A 21,599-nucleotide genomic window follows, 5' to 3' on the forward strand; every position below is an offset into this window, starting at 1 on the left:
GTCCAAAGGATCAGACGCCCGAGGTTTCTAATGACGTACTGGGGCCCTGCATGCGGCAAGGCCCCAGTGAGTTTACTGTCGCTTAGACGCGGCGGCGCTTCGGTGGGCGGCAGCCGTTGTGGGCAGTCGGGGTCACATCACGAATGTTGGTGATGTTGAAGCCAACCGCGGCCAGCGCGCGCAGGGCGGATTCACGACCCGAACCGGGGCCTTGAACTTCGACCTCAAGGGTCTTCACGCCGTGATCCTGTGCCTTGCGGCCTGCGTCTTCTGCAGCCATCTGCGCAGCATAGGGCGTGGACTTACGGGAGCCCTTGAAGCCCATGGTGCCTGCGGAGGACCAGGAGATCGCATTGCCCTGAACGTCAGAGATCAGGATCTTGGTGTTGTTGAACGAAGAGTTCACATGTGCAACGCCGGTGGCGATGTTCTTGCGCTCTTTACGCTTCGTGCGGGTTTTATCACGTGCCATCTGTCAGGACCCTCCCTTACTTCTTCTTACCAGCAATGGCCTTTGCGGGGCCTTTGCGAGTACGAGCGTTGGTGTGGGTGCGCTGACCACGGACCGGCAGGTTGCGACGGTGGCGCAGGCCACGGTAGCAGCCGAGATCCATCAGGCGCTTGATGTTCATCTGCACTTCGCGACGCAGGTCACCTTCAACGGTGAAGGTTGCGTCGATATGTTCGCGGATGGCCAGAACTTCTGCATCGGAGAGTTCGTTCACACGACGGGTTTCGTCGATGTTCACGGCCTCGCAGATCGCTTTGGCAGAGGACGGGCCGATGCCCGTGATGTAGGTGAGGGCGATTGGGACCCGTTTGGAAGTCGGGATGTTAACGCCGGCAATACGTGCCACGTGTCACTTTCCTTTTGGTTGCGGTTCCGTAACTCCAGAACCTTTTTTCACAACACTCAACCATCGGCACAGGGCGCGAGGGTCCAGCATGTATCGAGGTAGTCAGGTGGACAACAAAAATTGCCCGCCTGGAATGATTCCCAGCAGGGATGTCGGTTCGTATTGGCATTTGACCGAAGGGTCAACCCTCAATGCGCCAAAGCCGTTCCCCTGCTAAAGCTCCGTTGTTTTTACTGCGTTCAGGATACGCTTTATCACCGCCGGCCAGTATATCAGATACGCAAGTCCGAACGTCAAAATCGTCAGAAGCAACCACACGAGCGCGTGCCCCAAGATGTCAACAAAGCCGATCTCGACAGAGAGCTTGGCGATCTTTGCGCCCTCCGCGTCCAGCACATAGGTTCGGTTCACCGGCGCCATGAGGAAATAATACGGCAGCACGAACAGCGCCAGCCCGAGTGTAACAATGGATAGAATGATCCAGATGATGAGCTGACCGATGGCCTCCGCCACCGAGAATTCGCAGGTAAAGCGCCGTCCCAACATAGCAATCTCCAAGTCAAACAAAAAGTCCCGCCACGATTGTTATCGTGACAGGACAATTCAACTTTGTTGCGAGCGTGACCTTATGTCAATCGCCGAGGATCCAGCCGATGGACTTCTGAACCTCGTCGATGGAGGCCAGACCGTCCAGGCGCTGCAAATCACCTTTGGCCCAGTAGTAGCCGATCAGCGGCGACGTCTTCTTGTAGTATTCCATCAGACGGGTCTTAAGACTGTCCTCGTTGTCGTCGGGACGGCGCTTCTGCGTGGTGCCGCCACAGTTGGCGCATTTGCCATCGGCCGGCCACGGCTTGGTCTGGTCGTGGTAGACCTCGCCGCAATCGCCGCAAGTGGAGCGGCCGGTGATGCGGGCAACCAGCGCCTCGTCATCGACCTGCATCTCGATCACCGCGTCGAGCTTCATGCCCATCTCGCCCAGCAGCTTTTCCAGCGCATCTGCCTGCGGCAGGGTGCGCGGGAAACCGTCAAAGATGAACCCGCCTTCGGAGCCATCCTGGAGCTTCTCACGGATCAGCCCGATCACGATCTGGTCGGTGACCAGTTTGCCCTCGGCCATGATCGCCGCAACTTTCTTGCCCATCTCGGTGCCGGAGGCCTGCGCGTCGCGCAGCATATCCCCGGTCGAGAGCTGAACCATGTTGCGCGTTTCAACCAAATGACGCGCCTGCGTCCCTTTCCCCGCGCCGGGCGGGCCCATGAGAATGATGTTGGTCATCGACGAGCAGGTCCCCGTTTGGTGCGTTTCTTGTTACGACCGCGCAGCTGGCTCTTCTCGATGAGGCCTTCGTACTGATGCGCGAGCAAATGGCTCTGAACCTGCTGGATCGTGTCCATGGTCACGGAGACCACAATCAAGACCGAGGTGCCGCCGAAATACACCGGAATGGCGAAGTTGGCGCGCAGGATCTCGGGCAGCAGACAGACAAGCGCCAGATAGCCAGAGCCCAGGACCAGAATGCGGTTCACCACGTATTCGATGTATTCCGCGGTCTTCTTGCCGGGACGGATACCGGGCACAAAGCCGTTCTGGTTCTTCAGGTTCTGCGCGACGTCATCCGGCTTGAAGGAAACGTTGAACGTGTAGAAATAGGCGAAGAACACGATCATCGACGTGAAGAACAGCAGGTAGAGCGGCTGACCGGGACCGAAATTGGCCAACAGCCAGCTCATCACCGGGCTCGACGCGGAGCCTTGGCTGAAGGTGGAGATCGTAGTCGGCAACAGCAGCAGCGAGGAGGCAAAGATCGCCGGGATCACGCCCGCCGGGTTGACCTTAACCGGCAGATGCGAGGAGCCACCGTCATAGACCTTCATGCCGACCTGGCGACGCGGATACTGGATGTGGATCTTGCGAAGTGCGCGCTCCATGAAGACCACGAACATGATCACCGCAATCACCATTACGATCACCGCGATGATCACCGCAGGAGAGATCGCACCGGAGCGGCCAGAGGCAAAGAACTGCGCCATGGCGGCGGGAACCTCGGCGATGATGCCGACAAAGATAATCAGGGAGATGCCGTTGCCGATGCCGCGGTTGGTGATCTGCTCACCCAGCCACATCAGGAACATGGTGCCCCCCACCAGAGTGATCATGCAGGCCATGCGGAAATACAGGCCGGGATCCAGGGCCAGATCGCCCGCCTCGAGCGAGGCGGCAAGTCCATAGGCCTGTGCCGTCGCCAGCACCACAGTGCCGTAGCGCGTGTACTGGTTGATCTTCTTGCGGCCCTGCTCGCCCTCTTTTTTGAGCTGTTCGAGCGCAGGCACCATGGAGGTCAGCAGCTGCACGATGATGGAGGCCGAGATATAGGGCATGATGCCAAGGGCAAAGATGCCCATGCGCCCGAGTGCGCCACCGGTAAACATCGACACCATACCGCCGATGCCCTGCCCTGCGGAGTCCATGAACTGACGCAGCGCAACGGTGTCGATTCCCGGCACGGGAATCCACGTGCCCAAACGATAGACAATCAAAAGTCCGATCGTGAACAGGATGCGGTTGCGCAGATCCGTGGCCTTGCCGAGCGCTGCCCAGCTGGTGTTCGCCGCCATTTGTTCTGCTGCTGATACCATGAAATAGGTCTCTTCTTGCGAAAACGCCGCCCGGAACCGTTTTCCGGCTCGGACGGCGTATGGGAAAACTGATGACTTATGTAAGCGGCTTATGTGCCGCTCACAAGCCGTTACTCAGCTGCGGCCTCAGATGCCACGGTCAGGGCGCCGCCTGCCTTTGAAACTGCCTCAACGGCAGATTTGGAGGCACCGGTCACCGCGATGGTCGCTTTTGCGGAGAACTCACCTTTGGCCAGAACCCGGACACCGTCCAGTTTGCGACGGACGAGACCGGATGCAACCAGGCTGTCTTCGGTGATCGAAGCAGCGTCGAGCTTGCCGGCGTCGATGAATTTCTGGATCAGGCCGAGGTTTACCACAGCGTATTTCTTGGCGTTCGGCTTGTTGAAGCCGCGCTTCGGCAGACGCTGGTAGAGGGGCATCTGGCCGCCTTCGTAGCCTTTGATGGCCACGCCGGAACGAGATTTTTGACCCTTGATACCACGGCCACCCATTTTACCCTTGCCGGAGCCGGGGCCACGGCCAACGCGTGTGCGTTTCGGGGTTGCGCCGGGATTGTCGCGCAGTTCATTGAGTTTCATATCGCTTCTCCTACAGCCGGAAGTGACCCATGAAGCGAAGCGGGTCAGACACGGCACTTTTTGACTTTGATTCTGTGCCTCTTTTGAGGCCACCGTGGGCGTATAGACGGGATGCGGGTCCGGATCAAGTGGCCAGGGGAATTGCCCCGCCCTGCCGTGCCGGAAACTGGCCGCATATCGCGACAACACGCAGGCCAGTGTCACGACAAACGAGCGCCATGCCTCGCGAATGACACAGGATTTAGCCACGCGCTTCAGCCCGGATGAGGCCCCTGCCCCGCCGGCTCATGACCTCTTCGCAATTTCGATGATCTGCCCTGCCTGCCTTACGGATGGAAAGAATGGCGGCGCCGCCGGATCGGAATGGGTTGAAGGCGTCACCCTCCGCGAAGACCAGATATCTGTTTCGCACCCCGGGGCGTCACCCCCAAGGTCCTGTTCCATTTGGGTCCGGCTTGCCACACCGGCCCGCGAGTTGCGCAACTCGCCGAACACAATGCCATTCCGGCATGAAAATCCGGTGGCCGGAGCGCCCGCGGCCCATGCAACAAAAAACGCCCCCACGATGTGGAGGCGTTTTCGTCAGCCTGCGACAAACCCCGAGGGAGGAGGAAGGGTCGCGCCACTGTCTGCTGTTGGTATCAGGCGCCGTAGACGTGTGTCCGGGCCAGGTCCACGATGTCGGAACGACGGACGCCGATATCGGCAAGGTCACGGTCGGTCAGCGAATCGAGCTCGTTGAATGTGCGTTTGTATTCACGATGCAGCGCCCAGGACGTCCGTGCGCTCTCGGCGACGCCGCGCAGGCGGGCCATGAGGGAGGAAGTCGCGGTGGTGGTGGTGTTCAGTGCATGTGCCATCTGTATGATCCTTAATCTCTAGCCGGGACGGTTTTCCGCGGCTCTTGTTGTCTGTTGTGTTCTTTTGACACTTGGAGAGATAAGGCAGGTCGTTGGCGCTAACAACTGACAGTTCGGAACAGCCGCTATGCACCTGCAGCATAGACCCGAACGGCGGAGACGCCCTCTCGATGCCGCGCAACATCACGGGCTGCAGAATGGCCAGGACGTCTTTGAACCGCACCGGTGGCATCTGAATTGGCCATCACCGCGACCCACGCGGGCATCCATCCAGGCTGACTGCCGAGGCGTGCAACAAAAAACGCCCCCGGATCTCTCCGGAGGCGTTCAGTACTTCGGTCAATCGAGAAAGAGGCTTAGCCGCGCTCTTCGACGATTTCGACCAGATGCTTGATCTTGTTGATCATGCCGCGCACGGAGGGGGTATCCTCCAGCTCACGGGTTTTGTGCATCTTGTTCAGGCCCAGGCCGATCAGGGTTGCGCGCTGGTCGGCGGGGCGACGGATCGGAGAGCCGATCTGTTTCACGACGATAGTTTTAGCCATGGATCAGTCTCCTTACGCTTCTTCAGCCACTTGGCTGGACTCGGCCGGAGCCTCGTCCCGCTTGGGCAGGATATCCGCAACTTTCTTGCCACGACGCTGAGCGACAGAGCGCGGGCTCTGTTCTTTCTTCAGACCGTCGATGGTGGCGCGGATCATGTTGTAAGGGTTCTGAGAGCCGACGGACTTGGAAACCACGTCCTTGATGCCCAGCATTTCGAAGACGGCACGCATCGGGCCACCTGCGATGATCCCGGTACCTTCCGGAGCGGTGCGCATGACCACTTTACCGGCGCCGTGACGACCATACATGTCGTGGTGGAGGGTCCGACCCTCTTTCAGCGGCACGCGGATCATCTGACGCTTGGCTTGCTCAGTCGCCTTGCGGATCGCCTCGGGTACTTCTTTCGCCTTACCCTTGCCGAAACCTACGCGGCCCTTCTGGTCGCCTACGACGACGAGAGCTGCGAAGCCAAAGCGCTTACCACCCTTAACGGTTTTGGACACGCGGTTGATTGCGACCAAACGATCTGCAAATTCCGGTGTCTCATCGCGATCGCGACGGTTGCCGCGGCGGTTATCACGTTCTGCCATTTGGCATTCCTTCATGATGTGACGAGGAGGACATGCCGCCTCGTCCTTTGTTCCAATCCTGGTGGGCGGACAAAAGCCCAGCCCCCGGATCATCGGGACCACCGAAATGGCCCACTCTCGAAATCAGTCGGGCGCCCCGACAGGCAGGGCGCCCGGATGACTTAGATTTTCAGACCGCCTTCACGCGCAGCGTCGGCCAGGGCCTTCACTTTGCCGTGGTACAGGAAGCCGCCACGGTCGAAGTATGCTTCTTCGACGCCAGCTGCCTTTGCACGCTCTGCAATCACGGAACCGACTTTTGCCGCCGCTTCGATGTTGTTCTTGCCAACAAAACCAAGATCCTTCTCGAGGGTCGAGGCTGCGGCCAGAGTTACACCTTTGACGTCGTCGATCACCTGAACAGAGATGTTCTTGTTCGAGCGGTGCACGGAGAGACGCAGACGACCTGCGTTCACCTTGCGAAGCTTGTTCCGGACGCGCAAGCGGCGCTTCAGAAACAGGGTACGTTTGCTGTTTGCCATTGTGTTCGTCCTTACTTCTTCTTGCCTTCCTTGCGGAAGATGAACTCGCCCTTGTAGCGGATGCCTTTGCCTTTGTAGGGCTCAGGACGACGCCAGTCGCGGATTTTCGCCGCCACTTCGCCAACCGCTTGCGCGTCTGCACCTTCCACAACGATCTCTGTCTGCTTCGGAGCGGTAATGGTGATACCTTCCGGTGCAGTGAAATCGACGTCGTGGCTGTAGCCGAGGTTCAGCTTCAGGGTGTTGCCCTGCATCTGAGCCCGGTAACCAACACCCTGGATCTCCAGCTCTTTCTTGAAGCCGGTGGTCACGCCTTGCACCATGTTGGCAACGATGGTGCGGGACATGCCCCACTGCTGACGTGCGCGCTTGGATTTGCCGCGCGGCTCAACAGTCACCACGTTGTCCTCAACAGTGAGGGTTACGTCGTCGGTTGCGGTGAAGCTCTGGGCGCCTTTCGGGCCCTTCACTTCGATGGTCTGGCCGGACAGGCTCGCGGAAACTCCGCTGGGCAGGTCGACCGGTCTTTTACCAATACGAGACATTGTACGTAGGCCTCCTTAGAATACGGTGCAAAGCACTTCGCCACCGACGTTGGCCGCGCGTGCGTTTGCATCCGACATCACACCCTTGGGGGTGGAGACAATCGACACGCCCAGGCCCTGACGGACCTGCGGAATGTCATTGACGCCCATGTAAACGCGACGACCGGGCGTGGAAACACGCTTCAGTTCGCGAATGACAGGTTCGCCTTCGTAGTACTTCAGGCTGATTTCAAGCGCCGGATGGCCGCGTTCATCAGTCCCTGCTTCATAGCCGCGAATGTAGCCCTCGGATTGCAGCACATCCAGAACCCAGGCACGCAGTTTGGAGCCCGGAGTCATGACGGTGGATTTGCCACGCTTTTGAGAGTTACGGATACGGGTGAGCATATCGCCGATAGGATCGTTCATATTGTCTCTCCCTTACCAGCTCGATTTCACCATGCCGGGGATCTGGCCATTCGAGCCCAGGTCCCGCAACGCGATCCGGCTAACCTTCAGCTTACGATAGTAAGCGTGGGGACGGCCGGTCAGCTGGCAGCGGTTATGCAGACGGGTTGCCGACGAGTTGCGCGGCAGTTTCGCCAGTTGAAGGCGCGCTTTGAAACGCTCTTCCATCGGGCGGGATTCGTCGTTCGCGATCTCTTTGAGCTCGGCACGTTTGGCAGCGTATTTGGCCACCAGGCGCTCGCGCTTCTTTTCGCGTTCGATCATTGCTTTTTTAGCCATGGTCTCTTCCTCTCCGCGATCAGCTGTTGAAGGGCATGTTGAAAGCTTTCAACAGCGCCTTAGCTTCCGCGTCGGTGTTCGCGGTGGTGGCAATTACGATGTCCATGCCCCAGGATTCGTCGATTTTGTCGAAATCGATTTCCGGGAACACGATGTGCTCTTTCAGGCCCATGGCGTAGTTGCCACGACCGTCGAAAGAGGTGCCGGACACACCGCGGAAGTCGCGGATCCGGGGCATCGCGATGGTGATCAGACGGTCGAGGAATTCGTACATCCGTTCGCCGCGCAGGGTCACCTTTGCACCCATCGGCATGCCTTCACGAACGCGGAAGCCAGCGATGGAGTTCTTTGCAATGGTGGTCAGCGCTTTCTGACCGGCGATCTTGGTCAGGTCTTCCTGAGCCGATTTCGCCTTTTTGCTGTCCTTAACGGCAGCACGACCGCAGCCGATGTTGAGAACGATTTTCTCCAGCTTGGGGATCATCATCTCGTTTTTGTAGCTGAATTCCTCTTTCAGGGACGCACGGATGCTGTCCTTGTAAAGGGCCTTCAGACGCGGGGTGTAGGTTGCATCGTCAAGCATCAGACAGTCTCCCCGGTGGTTTTTGCAAAGCGCACCTTCTTGCCGTCTTCCTCACGGAAGCCGACGCGGGTTGCCTTGCCGTTTGCGTCCAGCAGAGCCAGGTTCGACAATTCGATCGGCTGAGCTTTGGGCAGACGGCCGCCTTGGGCAGTCTGGGACTGACGGGTGTGGCGGATGGCCATGTTCACACCATCAACAACAGCTTTGCCGGCCTTGGGGTCGACGGAAGCAATCGTGCCTTCCTGACCTTTGTCCTTGCCAGCCAGCACGACGACCTTGTCGCCTTTGCGCAGTTTAGCAGCCATAGTTAGAGCACCTCCGGAGCGAGCGAGATGATCTTCATGAAGCTCTTCGCGCGAAGTTCGCGAACAACCGGGCCGAAGATACGGGTGCCGACCGGCTCGTTGTTGTTATTCAGGATAACAGCAGCGTTGCGGTCAAAACGGATGGCGGTACCGTCTTCACGACGAACCTCTTTGGCGGTGCGTACGACGACGGCCTTGCGGACGTCCCCTTTTTTAACGCGACCGCGCGGGATGGCTTCTTTAACCGAGACGACAATGATGTCGCCGACGGAAGCGTACTTACGCTTGGAGCCACCCAGAACCTTGATGCACTGAACTCGGCGTGCGCCGGAGTTGTCAGCTACATCCAGATTTGTTTGCATCTGGATCATGTGGTTTCTCCCGACCTTTGGGGCGCCGATGCGTGGCGTGATCCCCCAGGGTTTCGACTGTGCTGATCAGCAAAGTCGCCAGGAGCCTGTGGTTACAGGCTCTTAGGCGTCAATGACTTCCCAGCGTTTCGTTTTCGATTTCGGCGCGCATTCGATGATGCGTACGGAGTCGCCGACCTTGAAAGCGTTCTGTTCATCGTGAGCCCGGTACTTCTTGGACTTACGGATGGTTTTCTTCAGAACCGGGTGTGTGAAGCGGCGCTCCACGGACACGGTCACGGTCTGAGCGTTTGCGTCGGATGTAACGACGCCAGACAGGATACGTTTGGGCATCTGTAGAGCTCCTTATTCAGCTGCTGCTGCAGCTTTTTCGTTCAGGATGGTTTTCACGCGAGCAGCATTGCGGCGGGCCGCCTTGATGCCTGCAGTGTTTTCCAACTGACCGGTCGCTTGTTGAAAGCGCAGGTTGAAGCTCTCTTTTTTGAGGTTTGCGAGTTGATCGCGGAGCTCGTCCACGGTCTTGTCGCGCAGATCCTTGGCGTTCATCGCCTTGCGTTCCTTTCCTTGGCACCAGAGGGCCCCTTATGGTGGGTCACCCTTTGCCCTGGTGGGTTATGTAGACTGCACGGAAATGTGCAGAAAAAAGAATCGCCCGACACAATCCGACTCGCGAATTGCGGTGAGCGATGCGTCCCTCTACAGGAGCAATGCCGGAAGGGCAAGGGCAACCTGCCTATTGCCCTCCATGCGCCGCATGCTTGACTTTGCACACGCAACCTCCCAGCACTGGCGTTGTGACTCCTCCATCAAAGGCCGCCTCCCACATGGATACATCAGCCTCCGACGTGGCCCCCGTTGAGCGACCGAAGCTGACTTTCGCACCAGAGGTTTGTGCATGGCTGGAGGACCATTACGCAAATGCCGATGTCATTCTAGAATATGGCAGCGGCGGCTCGACTGTGCTGGGGGCCGAGATGCCCGGCAAGACGCTTTATTCCGTCGAAAGCAGCCGTGACTGGCACGACATGATGCAACGGTACTTCGACCAGAATGATGTGCCGTCCCCGCCCTTGCTGCACTATGTGAATATCGGTCGCACCGGGAAATGGGGTCTCCCGGTCGACAATGAACATCACCACCGCTTTCACAAGTACCCGCTGTCGGTCTGGGATCTTGAGGGGTTTCGCCACCCCGATCTGATCCTGATCGACGGCAGGTTTCGCGTCGCCTGCGCCCTGACGGCCATGCTGCGCTGCACTCGGAAAGCGACGCTGCTGTTTGACGACTACCGGGACCGCAAACGCTATCAGGTGCTGGAGGAGTTCCTCGACCTCAAGGAAATGCGCGGTTTCATGGCCCGTTTCGAGATCGAGCCGACTGCACTACCCCGCGAGCATATGACCCGCATCATCGGCCTGTTCGCGCGCGCATTCTAAGGAGCGCGTAACCGCATCTGTGGACCAAGACGCACCCGCTGTCACTGATCGCCGAGCATGTTACGCGAGCTGCGAGTCAAGATACTATGGCCGATTGCGCTGCACGCCCATTCTGTAAAGATGCAGACCTAGATAATCTCATCCTCATCAAACATCGCAGCTCCTTCCAGTTGCGCGTGCAAACTCTCGATCCGGATTTCGGCCTCGGAACTATTGACCACGCGCGCAATGTGGAACAAGGCATCGCCCTCATTGACGATGGGCAGGTTTGCCCGCCCGATGATAAGGCCCGCCTGGCTGGCTGTAAGCTCCATCTCCTCTTCGCCAAACGGATCGGCGACGATGCCAAGAACATCTCCCTCCTCGACCATCTCGCCAGTGGTTTTATAGGCGCGCAGCAAACCACCTGCGGGTGCGCGTTCCCAACTGGAGTCGCTGGCGCGCACCGGCACCACTTCGGCCAGGGGTACACCGTCATCAGGGATCATACCCAGAGCATGCATGACCCGCAGAATACCCGCCACGCCAACGCGGGCAGATTGCTCGTCGAACCGCAGCCCCTCCCCCGCCTCATACAGCAGGATGTCGACGCCAGCCTTCTGCGCCTCATGCCGCAGGGACCCTTCGCGCAGGCCCGAGCGGATCACCACCGGTGCGCCAAAGGCGTCGGCATAGGCCAGCGTCTCCTGCGCCTTTGGCGACACCCGGATCTGCGGCATGTTGGTGCGATGAATGGCGGCAGAATGCAGGTCGATGCCAAGATCGGAGCGCGCCACGATTTCGGTCATGAACAGATGCGCCAAACGGCTGGCTAGCGAACCGCCCTCGCTGCCGGGAAAGCAACGGTTCAGATCACGCCGATCCGGTAGATAGCGCGAGTGGTTCAGAAACCCGAACGTATTGACGATCGGAACCACGATGAGCGTCCCCTTCAACCGCGCGAACTGGCGACTGCGCAGCAACCGGCGGGCGATCTCGACCCCGATGACCTCATCCCCGTGGATCGCGGCAGACACAAACAGCGTTGGCCCCTCTTCCGCACCATGAATGACGTGAGCGGACATATTTACGGGGGTGTGGTCGGACAACACGCTGACCGGCATGTCCACTGTGCGGCGCGTGCCGGGGGGAACGTGAAAACCGCCAATTTCAAAAGGGGAACGCCGCGCCATTTTGGTGCCTCTTGGAAAAATTCTACCGGACGCTAAGCGGCTTTGGTCGTTTTGACAATCATGCCGATGCCGCGCGCAGCAAGTTGTGCGCTCACTGTGCGTAAGCCGCCTCTATCAGCCCCACCAACGGTGCATCCGATTTCGGCCGCAGTTTGTGGGCAGCCCCGATCCGATTGTAGCCGAAGTTTTCAAAGTCAGCGGCATAATAGTCCTCGATAATGGCCCGGCTGAGGGCATTTAGATCCGACACAGTGGACCCAATCACGCGTTCTGTCCGATTGCGCACCGGCAGCGCGACGTCGGATTGAGTTATGTTCTGTACGATGCTCCAGTCGTCGGCGATTTCTTCTAAGCGACAGACCTGCTTCACCAGTGGCGCACCAGCGGTGTCGACGACCCATGGCAGGCAGGGATGTAGAGTCATGTCGGTGTCGAGCGCTTCCGGGTCACGACCATCCAGAACCTTCGAGACCCAGTCATTGAGCGAAAGACTTTGCCCCCCGTTTGCGTCCTCTCCAACCTGGCACTCGTACCTGTAGAGCGAACAGACCCGCTCATAAGGCCGTCGTACAAGGGCAAAGGTCTTGAGCGCATCCCAAGAAGCAGCCCCAGCCACCTGCCGCCACTCCCGCGCTTTGCCATGCAGGTAGTATCCCTTCAACGCAACACCGACGGCGGTTCCGCCACATTTGGGAATATGAACAAAAAAGTATGGTCGCTGAAAGGACTTCGTCAGCCAGTTTATTGCAACTTCAGTTGGTACGGCCTGCTTTGCGACAGCGTGCTCTGGGTATTCGATCATGGGGCACCTGATGGTCGAGGGTCACGGCTGCAGACTCACAGCGTGCGCTTAAGAAAACCTGAAGCCCCGCAGTTTCACGCAAAATCGCGCTGACCTCGCCCCCTCAGGCCCAGGCGTAATTAAAGCTGACCGAAATCCGCTCATCTTCGGCCATGTTCATCGGCACCTCATGGCGGATGAAACTCTCCCACAGCAGTACATCACCAACCTTCGGCGTTTCATAGACAAAGCTCCGCAGTTCGCGTCGGCACTCTTTGGTGCGCGGCGGATGAGCCATCATCATCGCGTGACGCGGATCCTCCAGTTTCAGAGCGGATGCCCCATCCGGCATCGAAACATAGGTAGTGCCGGAAATCACCGAATGCGGGTGAATATGGCTGGCATGGGTACCGCCTTCCGGCAGAATATTGATCCAAAGATCCTCAAGCTTCAGCGCGCGCCCGTCGAGGTTCAGCTCCAGATCCTGAGCAAAGGCCGCAACATGGGCATCAAGCGATTTGACCAGGTCGGCAAAGATCGGAAAGCGCCATGGCAGATCGGTGAGCGAGGCATAGGAGGTATAACCCGGATAGCCATTCTCCTCGCACCAGTCCTGCCCCGCCTCGTCGTCCTCGGCGATGGTGATGCAGGAGGTTTGCATTTCCTGCGGATCAATATTGGGGCCGTGCTCGGAGAGCGCAGCCCGGTAAAGGCGGGTCACAAAGAGGGAATCGATCTGGGCCATGCGGCTCTGATAGCGCAAGGAGGCCCGTCTTGGCGAGAGGGGTGCCGCGCTGAAAGCACAACACGCGCACCTAGGGTGCGCGTGTTACGAGACATGTAGATCAATGGCGGCGCCTACCGAGCGCCAAGGCTCGGAGAAGCCCTATTTGTAGCGGGCCGCGATTTCAGTCTGCGTTCCGTCATCAATCATTGATTGCAGCGCGGTCTGCATACGATCCACCAGCGCCTGATCGGTTTTCTGGCTACAGGCCAGTGACATCATGGTGGTGGAAAGGACCAGCGCCTCTTCAATCTCCACCCCATCCGCGAGCGCCGACTCGAGGAAGGAGCCTGAGGTCGCCATCAGGTCAATCCGCCCTTGCAGCAGCTTTTTCAAGGTGGCCGATTGCGTCGGCGCCAGATCGATCGCGTCGAAACCCGCACCTTCCAATACGCCAACGGTGTAATCGCCGGTCTGCGTTCCGGTGCGATAGCTGCGCGCCTCTTCGATTGTCGCAGGGGCGATATCGCTGCCAGCCTTGCGGACCAGAATGGTGCTATCCGAGGCAAGAGGTTCCACCCACTTGAACTTCGGATCACGTTCGGGCGTGTGCGTGGTGCTGAAAACACAGGTATTCGGGCGGCGCTCTGCCTGACCGATGGCGCGCGACCACTGCGTCAGTTCCGCCTCGTAGGTGATGCCCGCGCGGTCCATGATTTCAAACACCTGGTCTGCCCCAAGCCCGACGATCTCGCCATCGCGTTCAAAGTTCAACGGAGCGTAATCCTCGGTGAACAGACGCACATCTGCGGCCTGAGCAGCACCAGAAACCCCGAGGGCAACAACCGTAATAAAACTAGTAACGAATTTCATGGACATGTCCTCTTGTCGTGTCGGATTCGACGATGACCATAGATCAGAAAGCTGAATGAAACGTTCGTGCCATTGGGCGGCCTATTGTACGCATGGCGCACGCTTTCCACCGCTCCCCAAATGAGTATCCTCAGCGCGCGGCATCAAACGTGTAATCGCAACCATCGTGGATCATCGCATGGCCCCGCGACATCGGGTTCCCCACCAGGAACCAACGCCAGCCACCACGTGGGGCCGGCCCAGGCGAATACGTGCAGCCATTTGCCAGCGTCCAATACGTCGCATCCTGATATCGGTATGGCGCCTGACTGATCGGAAGCAATGCGGCCGTCGGAGTCACACCACTGAGGGACTGCTCCTCTGGGAGGTACAGATCACAGGCCCCGACCAGCATCAAAACCACCCCAAAGCCAGCTGCACATGTTGCGTTCCCTGGTCTCATTTGGGTCTCCTGTATCCTGAACCGTCCCCCAACCAGAATAAGAACACAAAGTGAACATGCGCTCTATGCTTCGCAAAGTTAGCGTAAAAGGTGCCCGTTGCCTCCGCTGAAACAACGAAAAAGCCCCCCGCCAGTCACCTGGCGGGGGGCTTTAAATTCAGTTGCTGAAAACTGGAATTACCAGTCTTCGCGCACCACGATACGTGTCTGTACCGACAGTTTCATGGCTGCGAGGCGCAGAGCTTCACGAGCAATGTCTTCACCGACGCCGTCGATTTCGAACATCACGCGGCCCGGCTTCACTTTGCACGCCCAGAAGTCCACGGAACCTTTACCCTTACCCATACGCACTTCGACGGGCTTGGAGGTCACCGGGGTGTCCGGGAAGATACGGATCCAGACACGACCCTGACGCTTCATGTGACGGGTCATTGCACGACGTGCAGCTTCGATCTGACGGGCGGTCACACGCTCGGGTGTCACTGCCTTCAGGCCGTAGGTGCCGAAGTTCAGGTCGGAACCGCCTTTTGCGAGGCCTTTGATCCGGCCTTTGTGCATCTTGCGGAATTTAGTACGCTTTGGCTGAAGCATGTCGCGTTCTCCTTAGCGATCGCCACGACGGTTACCACCTGCACCGCGAGGTGCCGGACCGTCCTGGAGTTCCTGAGCCTTGCGATCACGCGCCTGAGGATCATGCTCCATGATCTCACCTTTGAAGATCCACACCTTGATACCGATGATACCATAGGGGGTGGTTGCTTCAGAGTGTGCGTAATCGATGTCTGCGCGCAGAGTGTGCAGCGGCACACGACCTTCGCGGTACCATTCGGTCCGTGCGATTTCAGCGCCGCCCAGACGACCAGCAACGTTCACCCGGATACCCAGGGCGCCCATACGCATGGCGTTCTGCACGGAGCGCTTCATCGCGCGACGGAAGGACACACGGCGCTCCAGCTGCTGAGCGATGGACTCGCCGACCAGCTGTGCGTCGAGTTCCGGCTTGCGGACTTCAACGATGTTGAGGTGCAGCTCGGAGTCGGTCATGGAAGCGATCTTCTTGCGAAGAACTTCGATGTCCGCGCCTTTCTTGCCGATGATCACGCCCGGACGCGCAGTGTGAATGGTCACACGGCACTTCTTGTGGGGGCGCTCGATGATCACGCGGGCAATACCGGCCTGCTTGCACTCAGTCTTGATGAACTCACGGATCCTGATGTCCTCGAGGAGGAGATCACCGTAGTCCTTCGTGTCAGCGTACCAGCGGCTGTCCCAGGTGCGGTTGATCTGCAGGCGCATGCCAACCGGATTGACTTTATGTCCCATTAGGCTTGCTCCTCAACTTGACGCACCTTGATGGTGATCTCAGCGAACGGCTTCAGGATCTTGCCGAAGCGACCACGGGCCCGCGGACGACCGCGTTTCATGGTCAGGTTCTTGCCAACCCAAGCCTCGGCGACGATCAGCTCATCGACGTCCAGGTTGTGGTTGTTCTCTGCGTTCGCGATGGCGGACTGAAGGCATTTCTTCACGTCCTGCGCGATCCGCTTGTTGGAGAAAGTGAGGTCGGTCAGAGCCTTGTCCACTTTCTTGCCACGGATCATCTGAGCCACCAGGTTCAGTTTCTGCGGGCTGGTGCGAAGCATGCGAATTTTCGCCATTGCTTCGTTGTCTGCCACGCGGCGGGGGTTCTTATCCTTGCCCATGACTTACTTCCGCTTCGCTTTTTTGTCAGCGGCGTGACCGTAATAGGTCCGGGTCGGCGAATACTCACCGAACTTCTGACCAATCATGTCTTCCGAGACGTTGACAGGAATGTGCTTGTGGCCGTTGTACACACCAAAGGTCAGACCCACGAACTGGGGCAGAATGGTGGAACGACGGGACCAGATCTTGATCACTTCATTGCGGCCCGACTCGCGCGCTGCTTCGGCTTTTTTCAGCACGTAAGCATCGACAAAGGGGCCTTTCCATACAGAGCGAGTCATAGATTAGCGCCCTTTCTTCTTAGCGTGACGCGAGCGGATGATCAGCTTCTGCGACGCCTTGTTGGTGTTACGGGTGCGCTTGCCCTTGGTCGGCTTGCCCCATGGTGTCACCGGGTGACGACCACCAGAGGTCCGGCCTTCACCACCACCATGCGGGTGATCGATCGGGTTCATGACCACACCACGGACGCTCGGACGCTTGCCTTTATGGCGCATACGACCGGCTTTACCGTAGTTCTGGTTGGAGTTGTCGGGGTTGGACACGGCACCGATGGTGGCCATGCATTCCTGACGGACCAGGCGCAGCTCGCCCGAGGAGAGGCGGATCTGAGCGTAGCCACCATCACGACCAACGAACTGAGCGTAAGTACCGGCTGCACGGGCGATCTGGCCGCCTTTGCCGGGCTTCATTTCGATGTTGTGAACGATGGTACCGATCGGCATGCCCGAGAACGGCATTGCGTTGCCCGGCTTGATGTCTGCCTTCGCGGAGGCAATGACCTTGTCACCAACTGCCAGACGCTGCGGAGCGAGGATATAGGCCTGCTCGCCGTCTTCGTACTTCACCAGAGCGATGAAGGCAGTGCGGTTGGGGTCATATTCAATGCGCTCGACGGTCGCGGCGACATCAAATTTGTTCCGTTTGAAGTCAACGATCCGGTAAAGACGCTTTGCGCCACCACCACGGCGGCGAGAAGTGATCCGTCCGGTGTTGTTCCGGCCGCCCGATTTGGTCAAACCCTCAGTGAGAGACTTGACCGGACGCCCTTTCCAAAGCTCCGAACGGTCGATCAGAACCAGCCCTCGCTGGCCCGGCGTCGTCGGCTTATACGACTTAAGTGCCATGCTTTCTGTCTTCCGTTTAGCGTGCCAGACCTTAGGTTCTTGTCTTTGGTCCAGCTATGTTAAAGCCCCCTGCCTTGGCGCATCCACGCCGGGTTCAGGTGACCGATGAAGGGCCCCGAAGGTCCCTGGGTCGAATGTCCCGACAAAGATAACGGCCCCGGAACGAATCCGAGGCCTGTCAGGATTGGTGCGATGTAGCAGAGGTTGGGGAGGGTGGCAATGGGGATCGACACCCTCCGATCATAGAAGGTTACTCAGTCGACGCAGCCGTATTGACCCAGATCCTCTCAAATTCTTCTTTCGTCAAATAGAAATGCGAGAATTCGCCATCTTCATCACTCAACATTTCTTCTTCAAACGGAACCTCCAGAAGCGATGGCATTCCTTGGGCCTGTGCGCTCCGTATTAGACTGGTACCATCCCAAAAACGGTCAATTTGCCGAAGGACATTCTGCAATTCGTCAACTTCCGACATCATCCATACAGGTTGGTCCTTTTCGAGATGATGCCAAAAACCGAGATGGTACTTCATGGCATACTCCTCGGTTGGATAGGTGTGTATCCATATCCTGCCAATCTACCTACGATACTCAACGGACTTGCTGTAGGCGCCACTAAGTTCATACCACCCTGTATTCTAGGCAAACCCTGTACATTGACCGTGACAAAGGCTTCGGCTCTTCTCGCCAAACGACCATCTCCCCAAAGCCTATGAGCTATTTGCCCGCGGCTCAACGTAATCGTCAAAGGGTCGATACGGGAAAAATACACTCCATCTCCCACTCTTGCATCTCTAGGTCACATAAGCTTCTTTAACTCTTTTCCGCTTGCCTCCCTTGGAAGGCGCGCACGATAAAAACCACAACGCAAACATCTCATCCAGAATTCATTCTAGTAAGGCCAATCATGAAACTGGAAATATCCGGAACTGATGAAGAACTACAGGGTCTACTGAACTGCATCCATATAGGGCAACTCTGCCCTGATGAGCGGTTTCTGTTGGTTGGAAACCCTGTTTGGCAGGAGCTCATTGCCGCCATTCAAACCAGCTACATCGATCAAGTCGGCGAAGACACCTATCGAAACATCTTCACCCGAGACATTTCAAACCCGCGTGAAGTTGATCTGCTCGCCGGTCAGTTGGAGACCATGCTTAGAGGCAAAAATTGGCCGCGAGAACGCGCAGAGACTATTCTGGAGCGCATCGCAAGGCCGTGCGTGCTGCCAGCTTCTGCACGAGAAAGAATTTTAGCGCGCCTGGACGAGTTTCTCAGCAAGTAGATTACGCACCACGAAAAAAGGCCCCCGCTTTCGCAGGGGCCTCCTCAAGTCTCAGACAAGCAAATCTCAGAGTCCGGTGGACACGTCGATGGTGTTGCCTTCTTCCAGGGTCACATAGGCTTTCTTAACGTCTTTCCGTTTGCCCAGCGAGCCACGGAAGCGTTTGACCTTACCCTTGGTGATTGTCGTGTTGACCGCTTTCACCTTCACACCAAAGAGCGCCTCGACGGCCTCCTTGATCTGGGGCTTGTTGGAACCGATGGACACTTCGAACACCACTGCGCCGTGCTCGGACGCCATGGTGGACTTCTCGGTGATGATCGGCTTGCGGATCACGTCGTAGTGTTCTGCCTTCGCGCTCATTTCAGGCGAGCCTCCAGTGCTTCGACAGCCGACTTCGTGAGCACGAGAGTGTCACGCTTCAGGATGTCATAGACGTTTGCGCCCATCGACGGCAGGATATCCAGACCGCTGATATTTTGGGCGGCACGAGCGAAGCCTTCGTTGACGGCAGCACCGTCGATGACCAGAGCGCGTTTCCAGCCCAGGTTTGCAACCTGTTTGGCCAGAGCGGCAGTCTTGCCTTCAGCTTCGGCGTTCTCGATCACGACCAGCTCACCGGCTTTCGCCTTCGCGGACAGCGCGTGGCGCAGACCCAGCTTGCGGAACTTCTTGGTCAGATCGTGGCCATGGCTACGCGGGGTCGGACCCTTGTAGATACCACCTTTACGGAAGATCGGCGCGTTACGGTCACCATGGCGTGCGCCACCGGTGCCCTTCTGGCGGTAGATCTTCTTGGTCGAGTAGGAGGTCTCGGAGCGGGTCTTCACCTTGTGGGTGCCGGCCTGCGCGTTGTTGCGCTGCCAACGAACCATACGGTGCAGGATGTCCGCGCGCGGCTCCAGGCCAAACAGCTCTTCGGACAGTTCGATGTCGCCCGCTTTGCCGCCGTCCAGTTTGATCACGTCAAGTTTCATGCTTCACCCCCTTCCGCGGGTGCTTCAGCCGCAGCTTCAGCAGCAGCCTTCAGAGCTGCCGGGAACGGCAGACCTTCGGGTGCTTTCTTCTTCACGGCGTCTTTGACGGTGACCCAGCCGGATTTCGGACCAGGAACAGCGCCTTTGATGAAGACCAGACCACGATCGGCGTCGGTACGGACGACTTCGAGGTTCTGAGTGGTCACGCGGGCAGCGCCCATGTGGCCGGCCATCTTCTTGCCTTTGAAGACTTTGCCCGGATCCTGACACTGACCGGTGGAACCGTGGGAGCGGTGAGAGATCGACACACCGTGTGTGGCCCGCAGACCACCAAAGTTGTGACGCTTCATCGCACCGGCGAAACCTTTACCGATGGAAGTGCCTGTCACGTCCACTTTCTGACCGGTCAGGAAGTGCTCGGCGGAGATTTCCGCGCCCACTTCGATCAGGCCATCCGCGGGGACGCGGAATTCGACCAGCTTGCGCTTGGGCTCAACCTTGGCCGCCGCATAGTGACCACGCATCGCCTTGGAGACGCGCTTTACCTTTGCGGAACCCGCACCGAGCTGAACAGCGGTGTAACCGTCTGTTTCGTCAGTGCGCTGAGCGACAACCTGCAGGCCATCGAGCGAAAGAACGGTCACAGGGATCTGCTTGCCGTCTTCCATGAACAAGCGGGTCATGCCCACTTTCTTTGCGATAATACCAGAGCGCATATGAATTACCCTCCGATCTTATGATTGCAGCTTGATCTCGACGTCCACACCAGCGGCGAGGTCGAGCTTCATCAGCGCGTCCACGGTCTGGGGGGTCGGATCAACGATGTCGAGCATACGCTTGTGCGTACGGATCTCGAACTGATCGCGGGATTTCTTGTCAACGTGGGGACCACGCAGAACAGTGAATTTCTCGATCTTGTTCGGCAGCGGGATCGGGCCGCGCACTTGGGCGCCGGTCCGCTTGGCAGTGTTGACGATCTCTTGTGTGGACGCATCCAGCACACGATAGTCAAATGCCTTCAGCCGGATACGGATGTTTTGGCTTTGCATCGTATAGCCTTTTAGTCAGGCGTTGGAGTTGAGAGGAGGGTCTGTGCTCATCACGCACCCTCATCGAACCCAAAAGGCGGGAATCACCCCGCCCATCTCCCGCAGTGCGGGATGGGGCCAATTACACCCGTTAGGGCAGTCTGGCAAGGGGCATTCCCAGCCTCAGATGCGTCGTGCAATTCAAGCAGCTTCGACGACGTCCAGATCCAGCCATAGCGAGTCGCGCCGATAGCCGCCTCGAACAAGCCGGGGTCCGGTGACTTCCTTCGGAAAATCATCTTTCCAGTCACGAAACCGGTCACGTGACACAACAATGCCGCCGCTTTTTCGCGCCATACGCAGGATATGCGGATCCGCGGGCTGTCCCTTGGGAACCACATGAGCCTCGGCATCCTTGAGACCAAGCCGCTTCGCGAAGCTCGGTCCATTCAGGTACCGTCCGACCACCAGATAGCCGGCATTCGCGTCGAAGACCACATACGGGCGATATCCGGACGCTTCCAGCAGAGCGATGACGTCCCGCACCGGCTCCAAAGAAAGGGTGTTTTCCTTCCAGTACAGAACATTGGATCCATCAATAATGGCCAATGGGGCTGACCGCCTCCCGCTCCGACGCCGCAGGAGAAAAAATAGAAGCGCTACTAGAAATGCAAAAAATAGAAATTCAACCATGGGTCGATCACGTCCCAATTCTCAGTTCAAATCAAGTCAGAAAAGCGGAGCCTCTTAAAAACAGGCGCGCCAAGTCGCGAAGACACCATATGGCGAGATGCCGCGCCATCAGAAGCCCCCGCAGATAGAAAAAGGGCCTCCCGAGGGAGGCCCTTTCCATTCGAAAATCAGGAGACCTGATTACTCGATGATCTTGGACACAACGCCCGCGCCAACGGTGCGGCCGCCTTCGCGGA

The 21,599-nt window shown here is 58.2% G+C and carries 35 protein-coding genes; 2 read left to right on the forward strand and 33 right to left on the reverse strand.

Features of this window, described 5'->3' with window-relative positions; all coding sequences use genetic code 11:
• Positions 1-82 precede the first annotated feature (82 nt).
• The 18 genes from rpsK to rpmC all read right to left on the reverse strand — a co-directional run bounded on the left by rpsK (position 83) and on the right by rpmC (position 9,671).
• The gene (gene rpsK, locus R0J92_RS18115) at positions 83-472 is read right to left on the reverse strand and encodes a 30S ribosomal protein S11 (RefSeq protein ID WP_106165215.1); all 390 of its coding nucleotides are present in this window, start codon (positions 470-472) and stop codon (positions 83-85) included.
• A gap of 16 nt (positions 473-488) precedes the next feature.
• A complete protein-coding gene (rpsM, locus tag R0J92_RS18120) occupies positions 489-857 on the reverse strand; it encodes a 30S ribosomal protein S13 (protein WP_106165216.1) in 369 nt (122 codons plus the stop codon).
• A 213-nt stretch (positions 858-1,070) separates the two neighbouring features.
• On the reverse strand, positions 1,071-1,424 hold the full coding sequence (locus tag R0J92_RS18125; protein WP_411052651.1) for a DUF6693 family protein: 354 nt from the start codon (positions 1,422-1,424) through the stop codon (positions 1,071-1,073).
• 64 nt (positions 1,425-1,488) lie between these two features.
• Entirely contained in the window at positions 1,489-2,136 is a 648-nt protein-coding gene (locus R0J92_RS18130; protein ID WP_106165218.1) for an adenylate kinase, read from the reverse strand.
• Positions 2,133-3,497 (reverse strand): preprotein translocase subunit SecY, encoded by a 1,365-nt coding sequence (gene secY, locus R0J92_RS18135; RefSeq protein WP_106165219.1) that lies wholly within the window; start codon positions 3,495-3,497, stop codon positions 2,133-2,135. The genes R0J92_RS18130 and secY overlap by 4 nt, the downstream gene beginning before the upstream one ends.
• 110 nt (positions 3,498-3,607) lie before the next feature.
• Positions 3,608-4,078: a 50S ribosomal protein L15 gene (gene rplO, locus R0J92_RS18140; RefSeq protein ID WP_106165220.1), complete on the reverse strand. Its 471-nt coding sequence runs from the start codon at positions 4,076-4,078 to the stop codon at positions 3,608-3,610.
• 641 nt (positions 4,079-4,719) lie between these two features.
• Positions 4,720-4,938, reverse strand: coding sequence for a DUF1127 domain-containing protein (locus R0J92_RS18145; protein ID WP_106165221.1), 219 nt, complete (start codon positions 4,936-4,938; stop codon positions 4,720-4,722).
• A 356-nt stretch (positions 4,939-5,294) separates the two neighbouring features.
• Positions 5,295-5,483 (reverse strand): 50S ribosomal protein L30, encoded by a 189-nt coding sequence (rpmD, locus tag R0J92_RS18150; RefSeq protein ID WP_106165222.1) that lies wholly within the window; start codon positions 5,481-5,483, stop codon positions 5,295-5,297.
• A 12-nt stretch (positions 5,484-5,495) separates the two neighbouring features.
• Positions 5,496-6,074, reverse strand: a complete 579-nt coding sequence (gene rpsE, locus R0J92_RS18155) for a 30S ribosomal protein S5 (protein ID WP_106165223.1) — start codon at positions 6,072-6,074, stop codon at positions 5,496-5,498.
• A gap of 161 nt (positions 6,075-6,235) precedes the next feature.
• Entirely contained in the window at positions 6,236-6,595 is a 360-nt protein-coding gene (gene rplR / locus R0J92_RS18160) for a 50S ribosomal protein L18 (protein WP_106165224.1), read from the reverse strand.
• Between the two features lie 11 nt (positions 6,596-6,606).
• A complete protein-coding gene (gene rplF / locus R0J92_RS18165) occupies positions 6,607-7,140 on the reverse strand; it encodes a 50S ribosomal protein L6 (RefSeq protein WP_106165225.1) in 534 nt (177 codons plus the stop codon).
• Between the two features lie 15 nt (positions 7,141-7,155).
• On the reverse strand, positions 7,156-7,548 hold the full coding sequence (gene rpsH, locus R0J92_RS18170; RefSeq protein WP_106165226.1) for a 30S ribosomal protein S8: 393 nt from the start codon (positions 7,546-7,548) through the stop codon (positions 7,156-7,158).
• A gap of 12 nt (positions 7,549-7,560) precedes the next feature.
• Positions 7,561-7,866 carry a 30S ribosomal protein S14 gene (rpsN, locus tag R0J92_RS18175; protein WP_106165227.1) on the reverse strand — a complete coding sequence of 102 codons (306 nt, stop codon included), beginning with the start codon at positions 7,864-7,866 and terminating at the stop codon, positions 7,561-7,563.
• Positions 7,867-7,885: 19 nt separating this feature from the next.
• On the reverse strand, positions 7,886-8,449 hold the full coding sequence (gene rplE / locus R0J92_RS18180) for a 50S ribosomal protein L5 (RefSeq protein ID WP_106165228.1): 564 nt from the start codon (positions 8,447-8,449) through the stop codon (positions 7,886-7,888).
• The gene (gene rplX, locus R0J92_RS18185) at positions 8,449-8,754 is read right to left on the reverse strand and encodes a 50S ribosomal protein L24 (RefSeq protein WP_106165229.1); all 306 of its coding nucleotides are present in this window, start codon (positions 8,752-8,754) and stop codon (positions 8,449-8,451) included. The genes rplE and rplX overlap by 1 nt, the downstream gene beginning before the upstream one ends.
• Before the next feature lie 2 nt (positions 8,755-8,756).
• Positions 8,757-9,125 carry a 50S ribosomal protein L14 gene (rplN, locus tag R0J92_RS18190; protein WP_042456818.1) on the reverse strand — a complete coding sequence of 123 codons (369 nt, stop codon included), beginning with the start codon at positions 9,123-9,125 and terminating at the stop codon, positions 8,757-8,759.
• Positions 9,126-9,227: 102 nt separating this feature from the next.
• Positions 9,228-9,458: a 30S ribosomal protein S17 gene (rpsQ, locus tag R0J92_RS18195; RefSeq protein WP_106165230.1), complete on the reverse strand. Its 231-nt coding sequence runs from the start codon at positions 9,456-9,458 to the stop codon at positions 9,228-9,230.
• A 12-nt stretch (positions 9,459-9,470) separates the two neighbouring features.
• Complete coding sequence (rpmC, locus tag R0J92_RS18200) at positions 9,471-9,671, reverse strand: 50S ribosomal protein L29 (protein ID WP_106165231.1); 201 nt, start codon at positions 9,669-9,671, stop codon at positions 9,471-9,473.
• A 278-nt stretch (positions 9,672-9,949) separates the two neighbouring features.
• Here rpmC and R0J92_RS18205 point away from each other — a divergent pair, with 278 nt between their 5' ends.
• The gene (locus R0J92_RS18205) at positions 9,950-10,561 is read left to right on the forward strand and encodes a hypothetical protein (protein WP_411052652.1); all 612 of its coding nucleotides are present in this window, start codon (positions 9,950-9,952) and stop codon (positions 10,559-10,561) included.
• A gap of 128 nt (positions 10,562-10,689) precedes the next feature.
• Here the strand turns inward: R0J92_RS18205 and R0J92_RS18210 are convergent, their stop codons facing one another.
• From R0J92_RS18210 to R0J92_RS18255, 10 genes are all read right to left on the reverse strand, one after another.
• A complete protein-coding gene (locus R0J92_RS18210) occupies positions 10,690-11,733 on the reverse strand; it encodes a succinylglutamate desuccinylase/aspartoacylase family protein (RefSeq protein ID WP_106165233.1) in 1,044 nt (347 codons plus the stop codon).
• A gap of 91 nt (positions 11,734-11,824) precedes the next feature.
• Complete coding sequence (locus R0J92_RS18215) at positions 11,825-12,535, reverse strand: hypothetical protein (RefSeq protein WP_411052653.1); 711 nt, start codon at positions 12,533-12,535, stop codon at positions 11,825-11,827.
• Positions 12,536-12,638: 103 nt separating this feature from the next.
• Positions 12,639-13,259 (reverse strand): TIGR02466 family protein, encoded by a 621-nt coding sequence (locus R0J92_RS18220; protein ID WP_411052654.1) that lies wholly within the window; start codon positions 13,257-13,259, stop codon positions 12,639-12,641.
• 141 nt (positions 13,260-13,400) lie between these two features.
• Positions 13,401-14,111 (reverse strand): substrate-binding periplasmic protein, encoded by a 711-nt coding sequence (locus tag R0J92_RS18225; RefSeq protein WP_411052655.1) that lies wholly within the window; start codon positions 14,109-14,111, stop codon positions 13,401-13,403.
• A 619-nt stretch (positions 14,112-14,730) separates the two neighbouring features.
• Complete coding sequence (gene rplP, locus R0J92_RS18230) at positions 14,731-15,144, reverse strand: 50S ribosomal protein L16 (RefSeq protein WP_106165237.1); 414 nt, start codon at positions 15,142-15,144, stop codon at positions 14,731-14,733.
• Between the two features lie 12 nt (positions 15,145-15,156).
• Complete coding sequence (gene rpsC, locus R0J92_RS18235) at positions 15,157-15,876, reverse strand: 30S ribosomal protein S3 (protein ID WP_106165238.1); 720 nt, start codon at positions 15,874-15,876, stop codon at positions 15,157-15,159.
• Positions 15,876-16,256 carry a 50S ribosomal protein L22 gene (gene rplV, locus R0J92_RS18240; RefSeq protein WP_005621907.1) on the reverse strand — a complete coding sequence of 127 codons (381 nt, stop codon included), beginning with the start codon at positions 16,254-16,256 and terminating at the stop codon, positions 15,876-15,878. Before rplV ends, rpsC begins: the two co-directional genes overlap by 1 nt.
• A gap of 3 nt (positions 16,257-16,259) precedes the next feature.
• Positions 16,260-16,538 carry a 30S ribosomal protein S19 gene (gene rpsS / locus R0J92_RS18245; protein ID WP_106165239.1) on the reverse strand — a complete coding sequence of 93 codons (279 nt, stop codon included), beginning with the start codon at positions 16,536-16,538 and terminating at the stop codon, positions 16,260-16,262.
• Positions 16,539-16,541: 3 nt separating this feature from the next.
• Positions 16,542-17,384: a 50S ribosomal protein L2 gene (rplB, locus tag R0J92_RS18250; protein WP_106165240.1), complete on the reverse strand. Its 843-nt coding sequence runs from the start codon at positions 17,382-17,384 to the stop codon at positions 16,542-16,544.
• 250 nt (positions 17,385-17,634) lie between these two features.
• Positions 17,635-17,916: a DUF6881 domain-containing protein gene (locus R0J92_RS18255; protein ID WP_411052656.1), complete on the reverse strand. Its 282-nt coding sequence runs from the start codon at positions 17,914-17,916 to the stop codon at positions 17,635-17,637.
• A gap of 374 nt (positions 17,917-18,290) precedes the next feature.
• Between R0J92_RS18255 and R0J92_RS18260 the strand changes: the two genes are divergently transcribed.
• Positions 18,291-18,665 (forward strand): hypothetical protein, encoded by a 375-nt coding sequence (locus R0J92_RS18260; protein WP_411052657.1) that lies wholly within the window; start codon positions 18,291-18,293, stop codon positions 18,663-18,665.
• A 66-nt stretch (positions 18,666-18,731) separates the two neighbouring features.
• Here the strand turns inward: R0J92_RS18260 and R0J92_RS18265 are convergent, their stop codons facing one another.
• The 5 genes from R0J92_RS18265 to R0J92_RS18285 form a co-directional block, all read right to left on the reverse strand.
• Complete coding sequence (locus R0J92_RS18265) at positions 18,732-19,028, reverse strand: 50S ribosomal protein L23 (protein WP_106165242.1); 297 nt, start codon at positions 19,026-19,028, stop codon at positions 18,732-18,734.
• Positions 19,025-19,642 carry a 50S ribosomal protein L4 gene (gene rplD / locus R0J92_RS18270; RefSeq protein ID WP_106165243.1) on the reverse strand — a complete coding sequence of 206 codons (618 nt, stop codon included), beginning with the start codon at positions 19,640-19,642 and terminating at the stop codon, positions 19,025-19,027. Before rplD ends, R0J92_RS18265 begins: the two co-directional genes overlap by 4 nt.
• Positions 19,639-20,358, reverse strand: a complete 720-nt coding sequence (gene rplC / locus R0J92_RS18275) for a 50S ribosomal protein L3 (RefSeq protein ID WP_411052658.1) — start codon at positions 20,356-20,358, stop codon at positions 19,639-19,641. The genes rplD and rplC overlap by 4 nt, the downstream gene beginning before the upstream one ends.
• Positions 20,359-20,376: 18 nt before the next feature.
• Positions 20,377-20,691 carry a 30S ribosomal protein S10 gene (gene rpsJ / locus R0J92_RS18280; protein ID WP_058289455.1) on the reverse strand — a complete coding sequence of 105 codons (315 nt, stop codon included), beginning with the start codon at positions 20,689-20,691 and terminating at the stop codon, positions 20,377-20,379.
• Positions 20,692-20,871: 180 nt separating this feature from the next.
• Positions 20,872-21,279: an NYN domain-containing protein gene (locus tag R0J92_RS18285; protein WP_411052659.1), complete on the reverse strand. Its 408-nt coding sequence runs from the start codon at positions 21,277-21,279 to the stop codon at positions 20,872-20,874.
• Positions 21,280-21,599: the final 320 nt, after the last annotated feature.

The sequence above is a fragment of the Tritonibacter sp. SIMBA_163 genome, from assembly GCF_046535935.1.
Classification (GTDB): domain Bacteria; phylum Pseudomonadota; class Alphaproteobacteria; order Rhodobacterales; family Rhodobacteraceae; genus Epibacterium; species Epibacterium scottomollicae.